Annotated in this window: 15 protein-coding genes and 3 tRNA genes; 11 read left to right on the top strand and 7 right to left on the bottom strand. The window is 32.6% G+C overall.

Annotated elements, in window-relative coordinates:
- Nucleotides 1-202: 202 nt before the first annotated feature.
- Nucleotides 203-1,591, bottom strand: coding sequence for a dipeptidase (locus FLV_RS10400; protein WP_243233646.1), 1,389 nt, complete (start codon nt 1,589-1,591; stop codon nt 203-205).
- A gap of 157 nt (nt 1,592-1,748) precedes the next feature.
- On the opposite strand from FLV_RS10400, the gene FLV_RS10395 reads away from it, so the two are divergent.
- Nucleotides 1,749-1,830, top strand: a tRNA-Leu gene (locus FLV_RS10395).
- A 200-nt stretch (nt 1,831-2,030) separates the two neighbouring features.
- Nucleotides 2,031-2,993 carry a hypothetical protein gene (locus FLV_RS10390; protein ID WP_243233644.1) on the top strand — a complete coding sequence of 321 codons (963 nt, stop codon included), beginning with the start codon at nt 2,031-2,033 and terminating at the stop codon, nt 2,991-2,993.
- 128 nt (nt 2,994-3,121) lie between these two features.
- On the opposite strand, the gene FLV_RS10385 is transcribed toward FLV_RS10390, so the two are convergent.
- A complete protein-coding gene (locus FLV_RS10385) occupies nt 3,122-3,355 on the bottom strand; it encodes a hypothetical protein (RefSeq protein ID WP_243233642.1) in 234 nt (77 codons plus the stop codon).
- An 86-nt stretch (nt 3,356-3,441) separates the two neighbouring features.
- Here FLV_RS10385 and FLV_RS10380 point away from each other — a divergent pair, with 86 nt between their 5' ends.
- Complete coding sequence (locus tag FLV_RS10380; protein ID WP_031454213.1) at nt 3,442-3,672, top strand: helix-turn-helix domain-containing protein; 231 nt, start codon at nt 3,442-3,444, stop codon at nt 3,670-3,672.
- A 472-nt stretch (nt 3,673-4,144) separates the two neighbouring features.
- Here the strand turns inward: FLV_RS10380 and FLV_RS10375 are convergent, their stop codons facing one another.
- The 3 genes from FLV_RS10375 to FLV_RS10365 all read right to left on the bottom strand — a co-directional run bounded on the left by FLV_RS10375 (nt 4,145) and on the right by FLV_RS10365 (nt 5,483).
- A complete protein-coding gene (locus FLV_RS10375; RefSeq protein WP_243233640.1) occupies nt 4,145-4,807 on the bottom strand; it encodes an HAD family hydrolase in 663 nt (220 codons plus the stop codon).
- A 329-nt stretch (nt 4,808-5,136) separates the two neighbouring features.
- Nucleotides 5,137-5,210 (bottom strand) — tRNA-Asp (locus FLV_RS10370).
- A 200-nt stretch (nt 5,211-5,410) separates the two neighbouring features.
- Nucleotides 5,411-5,483: transfer RNA gene (locus tag FLV_RS10365), tRNA-Phe, on the bottom strand.
- Between the two features lie 142 nt (nt 5,484-5,625).
- On the opposite strand from FLV_RS10365, the gene FLV_RS10360 reads away from it, so the two are divergent.
- The 7 genes from FLV_RS10360 to FLV_RS10325 all read left to right on the top strand — a co-directional run bounded on the left by FLV_RS10360 (nt 5,626) and on the right by FLV_RS10325 (nt 13,386).
- On the top strand, nt 5,626-6,360 hold the full coding sequence (locus tag FLV_RS10360) for a type III pantothenate kinase (protein ID WP_243233639.1): 735 nt from the start codon (nt 5,626-5,628) through the stop codon (nt 6,358-6,360).
- Nucleotides 6,353-7,579 (top strand): hypothetical protein, encoded by a 1,227-nt coding sequence (locus FLV_RS10355; protein ID WP_243233638.1) that lies wholly within the window; start codon nt 6,353-6,355, stop codon nt 7,577-7,579. Before FLV_RS10360 ends, FLV_RS10355 begins: the two co-directional genes overlap by 8 nt.
- A gap of 51 nt (nt 7,580-7,630) precedes the next feature.
- Nucleotides 7,631-8,188 carry an LPS export ABC transporter periplasmic protein LptC gene (gene lptC / locus FLV_RS10350; protein WP_243233637.1) on the top strand — a complete coding sequence of 186 codons (558 nt, stop codon included), beginning with the start codon at nt 7,631-7,633 and terminating at the stop codon, nt 8,186-8,188.
- A gap of 210 nt (nt 8,189-8,398) precedes the next feature.
- Nucleotides 8,399-9,658 carry a hemolysin family protein gene (locus tag FLV_RS10340; RefSeq protein ID WP_243233631.1) on the top strand — a complete coding sequence of 420 codons (1,260 nt, stop codon included), beginning with the start codon at nt 8,399-8,401 and terminating at the stop codon, nt 9,656-9,658.
- Between the two features lie 107 nt (nt 9,659-9,765).
- Nucleotides 9,766-11,865, top strand: coding sequence for a peptidylprolyl isomerase (locus tag FLV_RS10335; protein WP_243233628.1), 2,100 nt, complete (start codon nt 9,766-9,768; stop codon nt 11,863-11,865).
- A gap of 291 nt (nt 11,866-12,156) precedes the next feature.
- On the top strand, nt 12,157-12,582 hold the full coding sequence (locus FLV_RS10330) for a hypothetical protein (RefSeq protein WP_243233627.1): 426 nt from the start codon (nt 12,157-12,159) through the stop codon (nt 12,580-12,582).
- 138 nt (nt 12,583-12,720) lie between these two features.
- Complete coding sequence (locus FLV_RS10325; protein ID WP_243233625.1) at nt 12,721-13,386, top strand: hypothetical protein; 666 nt, start codon at nt 12,721-12,723, stop codon at nt 13,384-13,386.
- 74 nt (nt 13,387-13,460) lie between these two features.
- Here FLV_RS10325 and FLV_RS10320 read toward each other — a convergent pair whose 3' ends face one another.
- Both FLV_RS10320 and FLV_RS10315 read right to left on the bottom strand, forming a co-directional pair.
- Complete coding sequence (locus FLV_RS10320) at nt 13,461-14,375, bottom strand: GYDIA family GHMP kinase (protein ID WP_243233623.1); 915 nt, start codon at nt 14,373-14,375, stop codon at nt 13,461-13,463.
- Between the two features lie 128 nt (nt 14,376-14,503).
- Nucleotides 14,504-15,802: a hydroxymethylglutaryl-CoA reductase, degradative gene (locus tag FLV_RS10315; protein ID WP_243233621.1), complete on the bottom strand. Its 1,299-nt coding sequence runs from the start codon at nt 15,800-15,802 to the stop codon at nt 14,504-14,506.
- Nucleotides 15,803-15,983: 181 nt separating this feature from the next.
- Between FLV_RS10315 and FLV_RS10310 the strand changes: the two genes are divergently transcribed.
- Nucleotides 15,984-18,155 (top strand): S9 family peptidase, encoded by a 2,172-nt coding sequence (locus tag FLV_RS10310; protein WP_243233614.1) that lies wholly within the window; start codon nt 15,984-15,986, stop codon nt 18,153-18,155.
- Nucleotides 18,156-18,167: the final 12 nt, after the last annotated feature.

Here is an 18,167-nt window from a genome sequence, read left to right as displayed (position 1 = left end):
TTCTACGTTTATAGATTTGTTTCTACAAATGTAGAGTTAAATTTAAAACAGGCAAGAAAAAATATTTTTTTTTTGAGGCAAAGGTTTGGAGAGACAAACGGACAAAGGTTTTTTCTTTTTGAACTCAACAATAAAACGTTGAAAAAAAAATCCGCTCATTGCTGAACGGATTATAAAAGCTTAGTGTCTTTTTTTTAAAATCTTATTTACTTAATTCCACAAAATACTTATAAAACAACGGAATAGTCTCGATTCCTTTCAGGTAATTAAAGATTCCGAAATGTTCGTTTGGCGAGTGAATGGCATCGCTGTCCAATCCGAAGCCCATCAAAATAGTTTTGCTTTTTAATTCTTTTTCAAATAAGGCTACAATTGGAATACTTCCTCCGGAACGAACCGGAATTGCCGGAACGCCAAAGGTTTCTGTATAGGCTTTGTTGGCCGCCTGATATCCAATGCTGTCAATTGGCGTTACATAACCCTGACCACCATGATGAGGTGTTACTTTTACTGTAACTCCAGCCGGGGCAATGCTTGTAAAATGTTTTGTAAAAAGTTCTGTAATTTCATGCCAGTCCTGATTTGGAACCAAACGCATCGAGATTTTAGCAAAAGCTTTGCTCGCAATAACCGTTTTGGCACCTTCACCCTGATAACCTCCCCAGATTCCGTTTACATCTAATGTTGGACGGATGGAGTTACGCTCGTTCGTTACATAACCTTTCTCGCCGTAAACATCAGCGATGTTTAAAGCATTTTTATATTTTTCTAAGCTAAAAGGCGCTTTGGCCATTTCGGCTCTTTCCTCTGCAGATAATTCCTGAACTTTATCGTAGAATCCAGGAATCGTAATATGATTGTCTTCGTCGTGAAGAGAAGCAATCATTTTTGCCAGAATATTAATTGGATTTGCTACAGCACCGCCGTATAAACCGGAGTGCAAATCGCGGTTTGGACCTGTAACTTCAACTTCAACATAACTCAAGCCTCTTAAACCGGTTGTAATAGAGGGTTGTTGGTTCGAAATCATTCCGGTATCAGAAATCAGGATAACGTCGTTTTTCAGTTTTTCCTGATTGCGTTCTACGAACCAGGCCAAACTTGCCGATCCAACTTCTTCTTCGCCTTCGATCATGAATTTTACGTTGCACGGCAAAACATTGTTCTGCACCATATATTCTAACGCTTTTACGTGCATGTACATTTGCCCTTTATCGTCGCAGGCACCGCGTGCGAAGATGGCTCCGTCAGGGTGAATATCTGTAGTTTTGATAACAGGTTCAAATGGTGGTGAAGTCCATAATTCTAATGGATCCGGTGGTTGAACATCGTAGTGTCCGTAAACTAAAACCGTTGGAAGATTTGGATCTATAATTTTCTCTCCGTAGATAATTGGGTAACCCGGAGTGTCGCAAGTTTCGACAAAATCGCATCCTGCTTTTGATAAACTTTCTTTTACAGCCTCTGCTGTGTCAATAACATCTTGTGAATATGCAGTGTCGGCACTTACCGAAGGAATCTTTAATAATTCGATCAATTCATTGATAAACCGATCTTTATGTTGTTGAACGTAAGACTTAATATTTTCCATTTAAATTATTTTTATAGAAACCCAAAAGTACAAAAAAGAGAATTAATAATTTTTTTGAAATTTTTCTTTGAATATTCGAAAGTATGCTTATCTTTGCACCCACAAACACCAGTTCAATGAACACCTTATTTAAATGAGAGTTTAGTGAATTAATTGAGCGGATATGGTGAAATTGGTAGACATGCCAGACTTAGGATCTGGTGCCGCAAGGCGTGTAGGTTCGAGTCCTATTATCCGCACTAAAAAAGCTTCTGAAGATATTCAGAAGCTTTTTTATTTTTACTCTATCTTTCTTTTTGTTATTAAAATTGTTGATAAGCAATCCACTACAGTATCCAAATCGTTATTTTCTATTTTTATTTTTGAAAAGTAATTAAAGCTTTTTTCAATTCTTATTTTAAAAAAAAACTCAAATAACCAGCTAAACATATTATCCATAATGGACTACTTAAATTCCTTTTTTCAGAATATTAAAGACAAACTAAGCAATCCATTTTTTGGAACACTTATTCTAATTATAATTATCCATCATTGGGAACTATGGTACTCACTATTTAATTTCGACAAAAACTATACAAGAAATGCAAAAGTTTTATTAATAAAAAATCTTGCAGAATATGAATTAACCACTAAAAACATTACTTATGACATTTTTTATGCCATAATAATATTCCTATGTGGGTACTTTATAATAGTAGGAACAAGAACTCTATCAATGTTAATTGAGTTCAGAATAATGCCTTTTATAACTGGAAAAATTATCAATAAAAATGTTGTACTAAAATCAACTCATGATGAAACAGTTCTAGAAAGAGATGAATACTCTGAGAAGTATGAAGAACAAAGAAAAAATGTTAGACTATTATCAAAAAATTATGATGAACAAATTGAACAAATCAAAACTAAAGATATTGAACTAGCCGATACAATGGCATCTGTTTCATCATTAACTAAAAAACTCAACTCTTCTGAAAGAAAAGTTGAAAATACTCAAAATGAACTAGAGAAATCAAAAATAAAACTTCAACAATTAGAATTAGAAACAGAAAATCAAAAAAATGAATCAGAATTTTTTTTAGATAACTTACAAGAATACAGTAGCTTATTTTTCAATGAAGAAAATTTACTTTTTTGGAATTCACCAAATAAATTTCCAACTATTATTATAAACAAAGTCATAGAATTAAAAAAGGCGAATAAATGGAAGCAATTTTTAGAAGTTGCAAACTATCTTGAAAATGGAGGGACCATTTCTCCTAATAGAATTAATGAAATAGAAGAGTTTGAAATTATTAAACAAATTAAAGGGAAAAAGTTTAGACAATTAAGCCCAATTGGGGGAATTATATCTAAATATAGATCAATCTTAGATAAGGTAGAAACCGACTATGCTATTTTTTAAAAACAGATAAATCTATATTAAAGTTTTCTTATGATTAACCAACACTGAACATCTCAAAACATAAAGCACACACTTTTACTGAGGCTCCTTAGTTCCTCGAAATGACAAATCAGGCGTAAAAATCTTTACTAATCAACATTCAAATAAGGATCAAGAACTTCTGCCAATCTATTCAGCCAATAAAAACTATCATCGATGTTGTTTAATTCAGATTCCAGAGTTTCGCAACCTCGCATTGAACACATCGAAAGTGCGTAATTTACTTGTCGTATTGTTTTTGCCAAATCTTTTGGTTCGATTGTATTAATGAAAAAGTCTTTTATTCTTGTTTCAGCTTCTGTAGAAAGGCTTTTCGTAATCATTGTCTTATTTTTTGGTTATGCCAAATATAGTAAATTACACCCATTTATGGGTGTAATTGATAAATAATTCTTATGACTTTTGAAATATGGATATTTCAGAAGATACTTTTATTGTGAATCTTGGTATTCACGTTAGACAAATACGTGAAAAAAAAGGCTTATCTCAGCAAGATTTAGCTGATGATTGTGGCATAACACAAAATCAAGTAGGCAGAATAGAAAGAGCTGAAATAAATACTACTGTAAAAACTCTTGTAAGAATTGCTAATGCTTTAGATGTTGAACCTAAAGAATTGCTTGATTTTCCTTTGAAATAATTTTATCAAATTATATTGAAAAAATTCAGAAATCTACATCTAACTCAGAAATTTGCAATTGCAATTCCTGTTTTGTTTATTTTAAGTTGCTCAACAAAACATTATGTGCAAAGATTTAGATATTCTTCAGAATTTCGATGGATATATGAGTACGGAAGTATTGTTTCTTTATCATTATGTTGTTTGCTTGTCATTTTTTCTTTTGTCAATTCAATTTCAATGTTCGATTTAAGAATAAAGTTAATCTCGAAACTTCTCTGGATTTTGCTAAGCGCAGCTGTTTTTCTTTATGTAGCAATTGGGATGACAATTGTAATGTTTAAATAGAGCGATTTTTAGGCTAAAGCCTTTTTATTTTAAACATAAAAAAAACCTCCAGTTAAAACTGAAGGCAATTCAAATTATGTTCATTTATTTAAATGAACTTATATTACTGATATGGTTTAAAATTTCACTTTTTACTTTTCACGAATCACTTTTCACCCAAAAGCTCCAAAATCTTATCCACATTCACTTCACTATAATCATTGATATAAAAATCACACGGAGGCAATTGTTCTTTAGTATGTGTACTCAAAACACCAACGACTTTCATTCCTGCATTGATCGCCGCTGAAGCTCCCGAAAAAGAATCTTCGAAAACCACACAATCAGACGGAGAAACACCAACACGCTCTGCTGATTTTAGATATACTTCCGGATCCGGTTTATGATGTTTTACGTCTTCGCTGGATAGCATTGAATCCATTTTGTCTGTGATTTTCAAGGCGTTTGCAATCAAATCCAAATTCGCACGCGGCGCCGATGTTGCTACGGCTGTTTTGAATCCGCGAGCTTTTAATTCGCTTAAAAAATCCAGATAATGCGGAATCGTTTCGACTTTGTCTTTATAAATTTCACGGAACATTCCTTCTTTTTCGTCTTCGAGTTTTTTCAGTTCTTCTCCAGTAATCTGACGTTTGAAGAAATGCGTCATGATATATCCGTTGTGTTTTCCGTACATGTGTTCTTCGAACTCTTGTTCTGAATGAGGGATTTTATATTTATCGAAAAACGCCTCGAAAGCTTTTGCATGATGTGGATTCGTGTGACAAATCACGCCGTCCATATCAAAAATTACACATTGCTGGCTCATATATTTGTTTTGTTTTTTAACGGCTGCAAGATAGGTTTTTCCACAGAGATGCACGGAGATTTTCGCAGAGATGCACTAAGTTTTTTTTTCTCGCAGATTTAAAAAGATTTGAGCAGATGCACGCAGATTATTTAATTTTTTAAAATCTTAAAAATGGAATCTGCTAAAATCTGCAAGATCTGCGTGAAAATTTTAAAATTGATTTTCGTCTTCTTTCCTGATAGCTATATGGATTGCGAGATTAATTTTTGACGTGTTTTGATAGAGCAAAGAATCGGAGTATAAACAAAAAAAAGCCTTTCCGTTAAGAAAGGCTTCTTCCAATATTGCGGTCTGGACGGGACTCGAACCCGCGACCCCATGCGTGACAGGCATGTATTCTAACCAACTGAACTACCAAACCAACTGCGTTATTGTGAGTGCAAAAATACAACAGAACTTTGATTTTACAAGCTTTTTCTTGAATAAAAACAAAGAAATTTTTAATAAGCTAGGTACCAATATTTTAAAATTCAAAATTTCAACTAATAGGAACTTTAGTAGATTCTGTATTTTAAGAAATGGATAAAAACAAAAAACCCGAATATTGCTATTCGGGTTTTGTGGTACCTCCAGGGATCGAACCAGGGACACATGGATTTTCAGTCCATTGCTCTACCATCTGAGCTAAGGTACCTTGCTTATCACATTACTTTTTTCTATTTACATAGCCTTGGGTGAACGTGTTTGCGGGTGCAAAGATAGAATCATTTTTCGTTTATCCAAAACATTTTTTTAAAAAAATCAATTCGTACCTTCGCATTGGTAAATAAAAAAATATGGTTTTAACAGTTGATGTTGGTAATACCCGAATTAAAGCTGCTGTCTTTGAGGAGAATACTGTTCTTGAGAGTTTTGTTTTTGAGAAAAATGAGCTTGAAAAAAAAATTAAAAAAATTTTAAAAAAATTTCAAAACTGCTCCGATTTAGTCGTTGCATCTGTTGGGAATATCGAAAAACAATCTTTTTTAGCTTTCGAAAAACAGCTTGCTATTCATTTTTTGACACATGAAGATGTTTTTCCTTTCGTAAATAAATATGCAACTCCAAAAACTTTAGGAATAGACAGGATGGTTTTGGCGGCGGGAGCAACTTTGCAGTTTCCAAAACAGAACAGATTGGTGATTGATGCCGGAACTTGTATTACTTATGATTTCATCGACGAATTTGATAATTATTTAGGAGGAGCTATCTCGCCGGGTTTACGATTGCGTTATGAAGCATTACATAATTATACTGCCAGGCTGCCTTTGCTGGCTTTGGAATCACCGGAGTCATATATAGGAAATACTACAGCAGAGGCAATACACTCGGGGGTTGTGAATGGCTTCGTCTATGAGATTGACGGTTTTATCGATGAATATCGAACAAATTTTTCAAATTTTATAATAATTTTAACGGGAGGGGATACAGATTTTTTGGCTAAACGATTAAAAAATACCATATTTGCCAATTCAAATTTCTTGCTTGAGAGTTTGAATCAAACATTTCAATATAAAATCGACAATGATTAAAAAAATTATACTAAGCGCTTGTTTGCTTATTTCGTTCGTTTCATTAGCTCAGCAAGGCACTGCCTCTCCATATTCTTTTTACGGAATTGGTGATGTAAGATTTAAAGGAACTCTAGAAAACAGGTCGATGGCAGGTGTTTCGGTGGAACAGGATAGTATACATTTAAATGTAGAAAATCCTGCAAGTTATGCAAGCCTGATTCAGACTACTTTTACTGTGGGAGGTACTTACGGAACTTCAAAAATAAAAACAGATTCAGAAAAAGCGAGTGCTACAAGGTCAACTTTTGATTATTTACTTGTAGGGGTGCCAATGGGTAAATTTGGAGCAGGGTTTGGTTTGATTCCGGTTTCGTCAGTTGGTTATAAAATAAGACAGGATAATTCAGATATTGAAGGAGGGAAAAATAGTCAGTATGAAGGAAAAGGAGGTTTGAATAAAGTTTTTTTAGCATTAGCATATAAGATAAAACCAAATTGGAATATTGGTGCTGATATGCAGTATAATTTTGGAAAAATTGAAACAAGCGGTATTGAAGCTATTACAGGAGTTTCAAATGCTACAAGAGAAATTAGTACTTCTACATTGTCTGGTGCTAATTTTAATATTGGGACTATGTATCAGACTAAGATTTATAAAAAAATGGAGTTGTTTACCAGTTTGGCTTATACATTTGGAAGTAATTTGACTTCAGACAGCGAAAGAACTACAGAGGTAGATGGTGAAACTCCAAAGGAGACTGATCTGGGTAGCAGTGTTTTAAAACTACCTAATAAATTAACGATAGGTGCGGGTGTAGGAGAAGCAAGAAAATGGTTAGTAGGTACTACGTTAGCTTTTCAGGGGAATGGTCAGTTTGAAAATTATTATAATACAAGTGAAGATGTGCATTATGAAAAATACGCAAAATATGCAATCGGGGGGTATTATCTTCCAAACTATGCTTCATTCACAAGTTATTTTAGCAGGATTACCTATAGAGCAGGATTTAAATATGAAAAAATCGGTCTTGTGGTTAATAATGAATCCATAAAAGATGTAGGATTTACGTTGGGAGCAGGTTTCCCTATAACAGGATCTTTTTCTAATGTGAATTTTGGAATTGAATATGGTAAAAAAGGGACAGTGTCTGCAAATTTAGTTCAGGAAAATTATATAAATTTCAGCCTTAGTTTCTCTTTCAATGATAAATGGTTCGTGAAAAGTAAATTCAATTAATCTGTAAATTTATGTTTTTATAAGCTCAATACAATTTACTACATTTGGCGAATGAATTTACCAAAAAAATATAATATTATAACCGTTGTCACAGTCTTTGCTGTGACACTGTTTTTTGGGTGCGAAAGCAATTTTAAAGAAGTTCAGAAAATTAATTTTTCAGAATTTTTTCCTGCGACAGATGCGGATACAATCAACATAAAATATACAGATTCGGGTCGCATAACCGGTGTTTTGAAAAGTCGTAAAATGCTGGATTATGCAAGTGTTGATTTTCCTTTTACCGAATTCCCTAAAGGAATTGATGTTACATTGTATGATAAAAAGCAAAAACGTACTTTTATAGTTGCCAATTATGCTGTTTCATATAAAGACACGGGGATAATCGATTTGCAGGGAAAAGTAAAAATAACTTCTGAGGCCGGACAGATGCTGGAGACTGAACAATTATACTTTGATCAGAAAAACGAATGGTTTTATACCGAAAGGAAGTTCAAACTAACAGATGCAAAAGGAATCTCGAATGGTCAGGGAATAGATTTCAGCAAAGATTTTAAAGTGATTAATTCACAAAGGGTAAGCGGAGAAATTGAAGCCGACGAAGAATAAAAAATATAAATTATGAATTATTTAAAATACACACAATACGTTTACTTGTTAATTGCAGTTGCTTTTATTTATGACGGTATTACTAAACTTAGTGAGCCTGATGGGACCTATTGGTTAAGTTTCTTAATTGCAGGAGTGAGTGTGTTTATGTTCTTTTTTAGGAGGAAGTTCTCTAAGAAATTTGACGATCATTATAAAAAAAAGTAAAAAATGGAAATTAGTATTATAATACTATGTTTAATACTATCAGCCTTTTTTTCAGGAATGGAAATAGCTTTTGTTTCCTCGAATAAGATTTATCTTGAGATTGAAAAAAAACAAGATAATTTTGTTTCCAGAATATTAACAAAACTTACCGAAAAACCATCCAAATTTATAGCAGCGATGCTTATTGGTAACAATGTAGCATTGGTTGTTTATGGTTTCTTTACCGCAGATTTAATTTTAGAATGCATTACAAATTTTGGATATCAATTTTCTGACTATACAAATTTGTTTCTTCTTACCTTAATCTCTACTATAATTATTTTAATAACGGCAGAGTTTTTTCCAAAGGTTTTTTTTCAGATTTATGCCAACTCTTTAATTCGGATCTTTGCTGTTCCGGCTTATATTTTTTATCGGTTATTCTATTATATTTCGACTTTTTTCATCTGGATTTCTGATTTTATTCTAAGAAAATTTTTTAAAACCGAAGGGGATCAGGTGCAGCTGTATTTTAGTAAAATTGAACTCGGAAATTATATTACAGAGCAGATGAATGCTGTTGAGGATAAAGAAGAAGTTGATTCAGAAATTCAGATTTTTCAGAATGCATTAGAATTTTCGGGTGTAAAGGCACGCGATATTATGACTCCGCGAACAGAAATTGTAGACATAGATTTGTTTGATAGCGTTTCAGACCTTAAAGAATTATTTATAAAAACAGGCTATTCGAAGATTATTGTAAGTCAAAATTCTCTGGATGATATTGTAGGTTATGTGCATTCTTTTGATTTGTTTAAGAAACCAAAAACAATAAAGTCAGTTTTAATGGCAGTTGAGTTTGTGCCTGAAACCATTTTGATAAAAGATATCCTGAGTTTGCTCATTAAAAAAAGAAAAAATGTTGCAGTTGTTTTAGATGAATATGGAGGGACTTCAGGTATTATAACGATAGAAGATATTGTAGAAGAGCTTTTTGGTGAAATTGAAGATGAGCATGATCTGGATGAAGAATTAATCGAGCAGCAAGTAAAGGAAGGAGAATATCTTTTTTCGACAAGGTTGGATGTTGCCTACTTAAATGAGACCTATAAATTAGAAATCCCTGAAAATGATTCTTATGGAACTTTAGGAGGGTTTATTGTAGATTTTACGAAAGATATTCCTCAAAAAGGAGAAAAAATCAATATTGGGAATTATTATTTTGTAATAGAAGAATGTTCCAATAAGAAAATCGAATTAGTAAAAATGACTGTAAAAGAGTGATTTTTTTATTTTTTTAAAAAAAAGTGCAAAATAAAACACTAGTTGTATTGTTATTAACTAGATAATTGTATTTTCGCAAACTGAATATAAAATTAACGATAATAAAAATGGCAGTTTTAGCAAAAATTAGACAGCGTTCCGCATTATTGATAGGAGTTATTGCACTTGCATTATTTGCATTTATAATACAAGATCTTTTTAATAGCGGTACTTTTAGTCAAAGTTCAAAAGATGTAGGAAGCATCGATGGAAAGGATATTTCATTTGAAGACTTTAGAGTTAAAGTTAGTAATGTTGAAAAAAGTGGTCAAGGAATTACTTCCACTGAAGCTGCAAACAGAGTATGGGACCAAGAGGTTTCAATCGCTTTATTGTCAAGTCAGTTTGATAAATTAGGTTTGAGAGTTGGAGAAAAACACCTTTTGGAAGTTTTAAAAGCAGATCCTAATATTGGTAAAAATCCAATGTTCTTAAATGCTGCGGGTATGTTTGATATTGTTAAATTTAAAGAATACTTTAAAGCCAATCCTGAAGCAGCTCAGTTTATCACTGAAAAAGAAAAAGATGCTACCTTAAATGCGAAATTTCAAATATATAACACCCTTGTAAAATCAGGTCTTTATACTACAGCCAGTGAAGGGAAACTGAAATATGAGATGGAAGCTAATAAAGTGAATTTTGCTTATGCTGCCGCATTATATTCTTCTATTAAAGACAGTGAAGTGAAAATTTCTGATTCAGAGATTGTGGAATACATGAAGAAAAACGAGAAAAAATTTAAAGCAGATGCAACTCGTGAAATTCAGTATGTACTAGTTGAAGATAAACCTTCAAAAGAAGATGAAGCTGAAATTAAAACCAAAATTACATCTTTGTTAAATGGAAGAGTAGAGTATAATGCTAAAACCGGTAAAAATGATACATTGTCTGGATTTAGAAATGCTGCAAATGTTGCTGAGTTTGTAAATGCTAATTCAGATGTACCTTACGATTCAACTTATATTGCTAAAAATTCTTTGCCTGCAGTTGATGCTGACAAATTATTCAGTTTAGCGCCAGGTCAGATTTATGGACCATATGTTTTTGGAAAATACTATGCTATTTCTAAATCTTTAGGATTTAAATCAGGCGTTAATGCTAAGGCAAGTCATATTTTAATTGGTTACGAAGGATCTCAGACTCCTAACCAAAAAGAAAAAAGAACAAAAGAAGAAGCTAAAGCTAAAGCTGAAGGTATTTTAGCTCAGGTTCAGGCTAATCCTGATAGTTTTATGATGTTGGCTTTTACAAGTTCTGATGATTCATCTGCACAACAAGGTGGTGATTTAGGTTATTTTGGTCCAAACCAAATGGTAAAACCATTCAATGATTTTGTATTCAGTAACGGAATTGGAAAAGTTGGTTTAGTTGAAACTCCTTTTGGATTTCACGTAATCAAAATTACAGATAAACAAGACGGAATTCGTTTAGCTACAATTGCTCAAAAAATTCAGCCTTCTGAAGCTACTTCTGATAAAGTATTTACATTAGCAACTAAGTTCGAAATGGACGCTGCTGATAAAGACTTTAATGCTACTGCTAAAGAATTAGGCTTAAAAGTTGAAGCTCCTGTATCTGCAAAAGCTATGGATGAGTCTTTTGGGGCGTTAGGAAATCAACGTGCGATTGTAAGATGGGCATTTGATAAAGAAACGAATAAGGGAGATGTAAAACGTTTCGAAATTGCAAATATTGGTCATGTAATTGCTCAGTACAAAGGTGAAAACGAATCAGGTTTAGTGTCTGTTACATTAGCAAGACCTTATGTAGAACCAATCTTGAAAAATAAGAAAAAAGCTGAATTGTTAAAAGCTAAAATGACAGGTTCTAGCATTGAGGCTATTGCTAAAAGTGCAGGTGTAAAAGTACAGCAAGCTGCAAATGTTACTTTAGATAATCCGGTTTTACCTGGAGGAGTAGGGCAAGAGCCTAAAGTTGTTGGTAACGCATTCGCATTAGCAGCTAATAAATTATCTGCGCCAATCGAAGGAAATACAGGAGTTTATGTTGTGAAAAATATTAGCACTGTAAAAGCACCGGCTTTACAAAATCATGCTGAATATGTATCAAAAGTAAAAGCTCAAAGCGCATCAGATGCAAGCAGAATTTTGCCTGCTTTGAAAAGCAATGCTAAAATTGAAGATAACAGATTACAATTTAATTACTAATTATTAGTAAATAAGTAGAAATAGTAAACCCGAAACGTTTTAAAAATGTTTCGGGTTTTTCTTTGTTAAAAACTGATTTATAAGATTTTACGGCAACATTTTTAAGGTGTTTCTCTTATGTCATATAGGGGTAATAGAAATATGATTTAAAAAATTTGGGATATTCGAATTATTGCATTTAATTTGTCAGAATTTTTGTTTTAACAAAGTAAATTTGATTGGTAATTGTTAAATAAAATTGTGTATCGATGGTAGCTAATTGTTTTAATAATCAGGTGTTTAATTTATTTTATGTTTAGGGTTTTTAGAAAAAAAGCTAAAGTATATTCCAAAATTGAAAATCATATTTTTGGAATAATAACTGAGCTTCTAAAAGTTAGCAGTACAGACATAAATGTTGATGAATTAGGAGGTAAATACTACTTAAGTAATGAAGAGCAGCACTTTAAAGTTACTATACTAAGTAACGATTATGTTATCAGATTGACGAATACCCGTGATTCTGTAGCCGAAAAATACGATAAGATCTTTGTCGAAGATGTTTTGAAAGCTGTAAAAGAAGAAAAACACCGCAGAATGGAACTGGTATATGATTCTATTACCAATAGCATAGAAAAAAAGGCTGAACGTCTGCATAATACACTTATCGAATCTAATGAGCAGGAAAATCAAAAAGTACATAAGCTTGAAACTAAATTGCAAAAGATAAGAAAGTAAATTTATTGCAAAATTTTTTTAATTTATAAAAAGACCGGTGCGCTTACATCGGTTTTTTTTGTATATATTATATAGGAAAAATATTCTGTATTTTTGTTTATTTGTAATATATTTGCTATTAATTATAAAATTAAAAAAATGAAAAAGAGAATTATTTATCTATGTTTGTTGGTTACTTTAATATTTTCATGTAATCCTTCTGAAGAAGAGATATCAAATAATATTAATACTATTTCAAAGGTTGATAATATATCAGAAAAGGATAGTATCGTTGTTTTGAATACAACAGAAATTTTTCCTTTAAAAAGTTTGAATACTAAGACTTCAAAAATGAGTTCTTATGTTTATTTGAGTAGTGATAATCATTATACGGATAAAATAATACATCCAATTGAAAGTTCTACTGCTTTTGATCTGATGTTGAGAATACAGAAAGATGGAAATTTATGTTGTACTAAAATTTTAAGATCAAGTGTGTATGTTGAAAATCCTGCTGAGTTAAGCGTTATATGGTATGTGTTCAATTATACACACCCTTTAGGGAGTTATCAATTAGTAAATGAATCTAATGGGAATGTATCAATTTATAATAATTATGGTCAGTTTAATAATATTTGTACATGGGCTAGCAGTACTGAAGAGTCAGATTTTAATACCCAATATTTGAAATTGTCTACTTACCGTAAATTTACGGTGTTGGGTATTGCTAATAAAAGGACATTTGCTAGATTAGAACTATTTAGAAGGTATAATAATGGGACAGAAAAACATATAAAAACCTTCTTTAATAGAGAAATTGAATAAAAAATGTAAATTATTTTGTTTTAAAAAAAAACCGATATATAAAATTTATCGGTTTTTTTTATGTTTTAGAATCTCTATAATATCATCTCTTTATAAGAAATAATCGTCTTAAAACCTTTAGAAGAAAAGTAAGTAACAGGATTTGTTTTGGAAATTACCATCACAAAATCACCGCCCCAGGCACCAAGACTCTTAACCACTCCGTTAAAATCCGGAAAAACTTTTTCTTTAATGGTTTGCAATTCAAGTATATCACTCAAATGTGTTTCGTGATTTTCTAATACGCAGGCAAATTCTTTTAATGTTTTTGCCTTGATAAGAGCGTCAGTAATTTTGTTATTGGCGATTATGTTTTTGGCTAAATGATTGTTTTTATTATTATAATAAGCGCTTATGGCTGTTTTGCTGCTTTGTTTTTTATTTAGGTAAACAAAATAAATGCTTTCGGCAAAATCAGGATGAAAAGGTATTGGTTCTACAATTGGTAAATTATTTTCTAATCTGTAAATAATGGGAGTGTCATTCTGAGCACAGGCAATATCGTAACCACTGCCGCCAAAACTGTTTTTAAGTAAGGTAAAAGCATCGATTTCTACCCACTGGGCAATGTTGTTTAATAGGGTGGAGGATGTACCTAATCCCCAGTTTTTAGGAAAAGTAAGTTCTGTTTTTACCAGATATCCTTCTGCATTATCAATAAAAGCAGGGTTTAACAAATATGCTTCGTGTAAAATAGTAATTAAGGTGGTTTTTATCGTTTCGGTTACTGGATTTGGATTGGTAATGATTTCATTAAAAGAAATAGTGTCTTCGAACCAGATTTTTTCATCTGCATTATAACTTTTCCATTGAATTTCATAATTTGAACCGTTTTCGACAATTAGATTCTGACCAAATTTTGTTGGCAATGCAAAAGCTTTTGCTCCGTCAAGAACTAAATATTCTCCTGTAATTAAAAGTTTTCCGTTACTATAAAAGGTTGTTTTCATTCTGTATTTTTTAGCCCCGATGGTAACGATATCCTTTTGTGGCGGTCCCGATAGCTATCGGGAGCTGCAAAAGATTTAGTGGACAGCGGGAATAGCTTCATAAACTTATTCAGCTCTGGATGATACTATTATTTTCGCAAATTTTCAATAAATTCTACCACGGCACTATGAGATACTGCGGTTTTTTTAAAATGTACTTTAATTAAATGGCGCTCCTCTTCGTTAGCTTCAAATTGGTTGATGATATTATTTAAGTGCATTTTCATGTGTCCTTCCTGGATCCCGGTTGTGGTTAGGGAACGTAAAGCAGCAAAATTTTGAGCTAAACCTGCTACAGCGACAATCTCCATTAATTCTTTGGCAGAAGGCTTTTGCAGAATTTCTAAACACAATTTTACTAAAGGATGTAATGACGTTAATCCGCCGACGGTGCCTAAAGCAAGTGGAATTTCAAGCCAAAAAGTAAAAATTCCGTTTTCGATTTTAGCGTGTGATAAACTCGAATACTGTCCGTTTCGGGAAGCGTAAGCGTGAACACCTGCTTCAATAGCTCTAAAGTCGTTTCCTGTTGCCAGAACGACTGCGTCAACACCATTCATGATGCCTTTGTTGTGAGTTACGGCTCTGAAAGGTTCAACCTCGGCAATTTGCACGGCTTGTACAAACCGCTGGGCAAAATCCTGTGGATTCGGAATATGTTTTTCGGTTAAATCTTCTACTGGACAGGAAACTTCGGCTCTTACGATACAATTTGGAACATAATTTGACAAAATACTCATGATAACCTGAAGTTCTAAATCTGCATTTTGGGCTTCTTCTTTTAAAGTAGTTGCAAATTGTTCAAGGCACGAGTTGATAAAATTAGCACCCATACTGTCTTTGGTTTCAAATGTTGCATGAAGCTGGAAGTAATTATCGAGTAGGTCTCTTTTGTCTTTTAAATGAATGTCTAAAATTCCACCGCCACGCTGCTGCATGTTTTTGGTGATGCTTTGGGTGTCTAAGAAAAACTTTGACTTAATTTCGGTAAAGAACTCTTTTAATTTTTGTGCGTCTCCATTGAAAGTAAAATGAACCTGTCCTATTTTTTCTGTGTCAATTACAGTAGCTTTAAAGCCGCCACGCGTTGCCCAATATTTTGCAGATTTTGAGGCTGCTGCGACAACAGAACTTTCTTCAATTGCCATTGGTATTGTTTTGTAGTTACCGTTAATTAAAAAATTAGGAGCAACCCCAAGCGGAATATATAAATTAGTTATAGTGTTTTCAATAAATTCATCATGTAACTGTTGGAGCTTTTCGTCTGAATTCCAGTAATTTCTTATAATGTTTAAGGCTTCATCGGGGGTAGAAAAATATTCATTTGCAATCCAGTTTATTTTTTCTTTTTTGGATAATTTAGAAAATCCGGCAACAGCGTTGTTCATTCTCAGTCTATTAAGTAGTATTGTTGCGGCAAAGATACCATTTTAAGCCTTTTATTGGAAATGTTTTTTTAGTTCAAAATGGTTCTAAATTTTATTTTTTTAACATTTAACAATTAAAATGTGTATTATGTTCGTTTTTTTTACTAAAATTGGGCTCTTTTTTATATTTAAAATAACACTAATGAATTCAAGTAAAATTACTTTAATACTTTTATTTTTAGTTGCTGCAGTTCATGGCCAACAAAAAATTACAGTTGAAAATATTTACACCGGAGCTTTTCGAACCAAAGGAATGGACGAGCTTCAATCTTTAAAAAATACTAATCAATATACTGTTTTGAATGTTGATCAGGCCAGCAGAAGCATGCAGATTGATTTATATGATTTTGCAACACTTAAAAAAGTATCCAATTTAATTGATACGAAAAATCAAAAAGAGCTTACGAACGGAATTGATAGTTACACTTTTGATGCTTCAGAAAAAAAGATTTTAATTGCTTGTAATTCAAACCAAATTTTCCGTCATTCTTTTACTGCTGATTATTTTTTATACGATTTGGTTTCAAAATCACTAACGAAACTTTTTGATTTTCAGGTTCAGGAACCAACTTTTTCGCCTGATGGAACTAAAATTGCTTATGCTAAAGAAAACAATCTGTATGTGTATGATATAGCTTCAAAAAAATCAACAGCAGTTACTACAGATGGAAAGAAAAATGCAATCATTAACGGTATTACCGATTGGGTTTATGAAGAAGAGTTTGCTTTTGTCCGGGCATTTGACTGGAGTAAAGACAGTAAAAAACTAGCCTATATTCGTTTTGACGAAAGTGCCGTCCCGGAATTTTCGATGTCTATGTTTCATAAAGATTTATACCCAACAATTGAAACTTTTAAATATCCTAAAGCAGGAGAAAAAAATTCAGAAGTGTCCTTGCATATATATGATGTGGCTGTAAATGCAACTAAAAAAGTTGATTTAGCAAATTATAATGACTTTTACATAGCAAGGCTGCAATGGACAAATGATAATAATACTTTATCAGCTCAGGTTTTAAACCGCCACCAGGATAATCTTGATTTGTTATTTGTTGATGGAACTACAGCTGCTGCAAAAGTGGTTTTGAATGAAAAAGATAAAGCTTACGTTGATGTTACCGATAATTTGACATTCTTAAAAGACAACAGTTTTATCTGGACAAGCGAAAAAGACGGATTTAATCATATTTATGTTTATGATAAAACCGGGAAACTTAAAAATCAGGTTACAAAAGGAAACTGGGAAATTACTTCTTACTACGGTTTCGACGAAAAAACAAAAACTATTTTCTATCAATCTACAGAAAATGGTTCTATAAACAGAGATATTTACAGAATTGGTTTAGACGGAAAAAATAAATTGCGTTTAACTTCAAAAGTAGGAACAAGTGCTGCGACTTTCAGTCCGAATTTTCAATTCTTCATCCATACATTCTCGAGTAATTTACAGCCTACGACTTATACTTTAAACGAAGCAAAAGCCGGAAAAGAAATTCAGGTTATCGAAAATAATCAGGTTCTTGCTGATAAATTGAAAGCATTTAATCTTCCTGCAAAAGAATTCTTCGTTTTAAAAACTGCAAAAGGAAACGAATTGAATACCTGGATTTTAAAACCAAAAGATTTTGACCCGTCTAAAAAATACCCTGTTTTTATGTACCAATATTCTGGTCCGGGTTCACAGCAGGTAAATAATGACTGGAATAACAGCGATGATTATTGGTTTTTATCTCTTACCCAACAAGGTTATATTGTAGCTTGTGTTGATGGAAGAGGGACAGGTTTTAAAGGAGCTGATTTTAAAAAAGTAACACAAAGAGAATTAGGAAAACTTGAAGTAGAAGATCAAATTGATGCAGCAAAAGTAATTGGTGCTTACCCATATGTTGATGCTTCAAGAATTGGAATCTTTGGATGGAGTTATGGAGGCTTTATGTCTTCAAACTGTATTTTTCAAGGAGCTGATGTTTTTAAAATGGCAATCGCTGTTGCTCCGGTAACCAACTGGCGTTTTTATGACAGTGTTTATACAGAGAGATATATGCAGACGCCACAGGAAAATGCAAGCGGTTACGATAATAATTCACCAATTAATCACGTGAGTAAATTAAAAGGTAAATTTCTTTTGATTCACGGATCTGGTGATGACAACGTTCATGTACAAAACTCCATGCAGATGATGGAGGCGTTAATTCAGGCGAATAAACAATTTGATTCTCAGATTTATCCGGATAAAAATCATGGTATTTATGGAGGTAAGACAAGAATTCAGCTTTATAATAAAATGACTAACTTTATCAAAGAAAATTTATAATAAATAGCGCTT

The organism is Flavobacterium pectinovorum, assembly GCF_022802975.1.
Taxonomy (GTDB): Bacteria; Bacteroidota; Bacteroidia; order Flavobacteriales; family Flavobacteriaceae; genus Flavobacterium; species Flavobacterium pectinovorum_B.
This window is presented reverse-complemented; position numbering and strand designations above follow the sequence as displayed.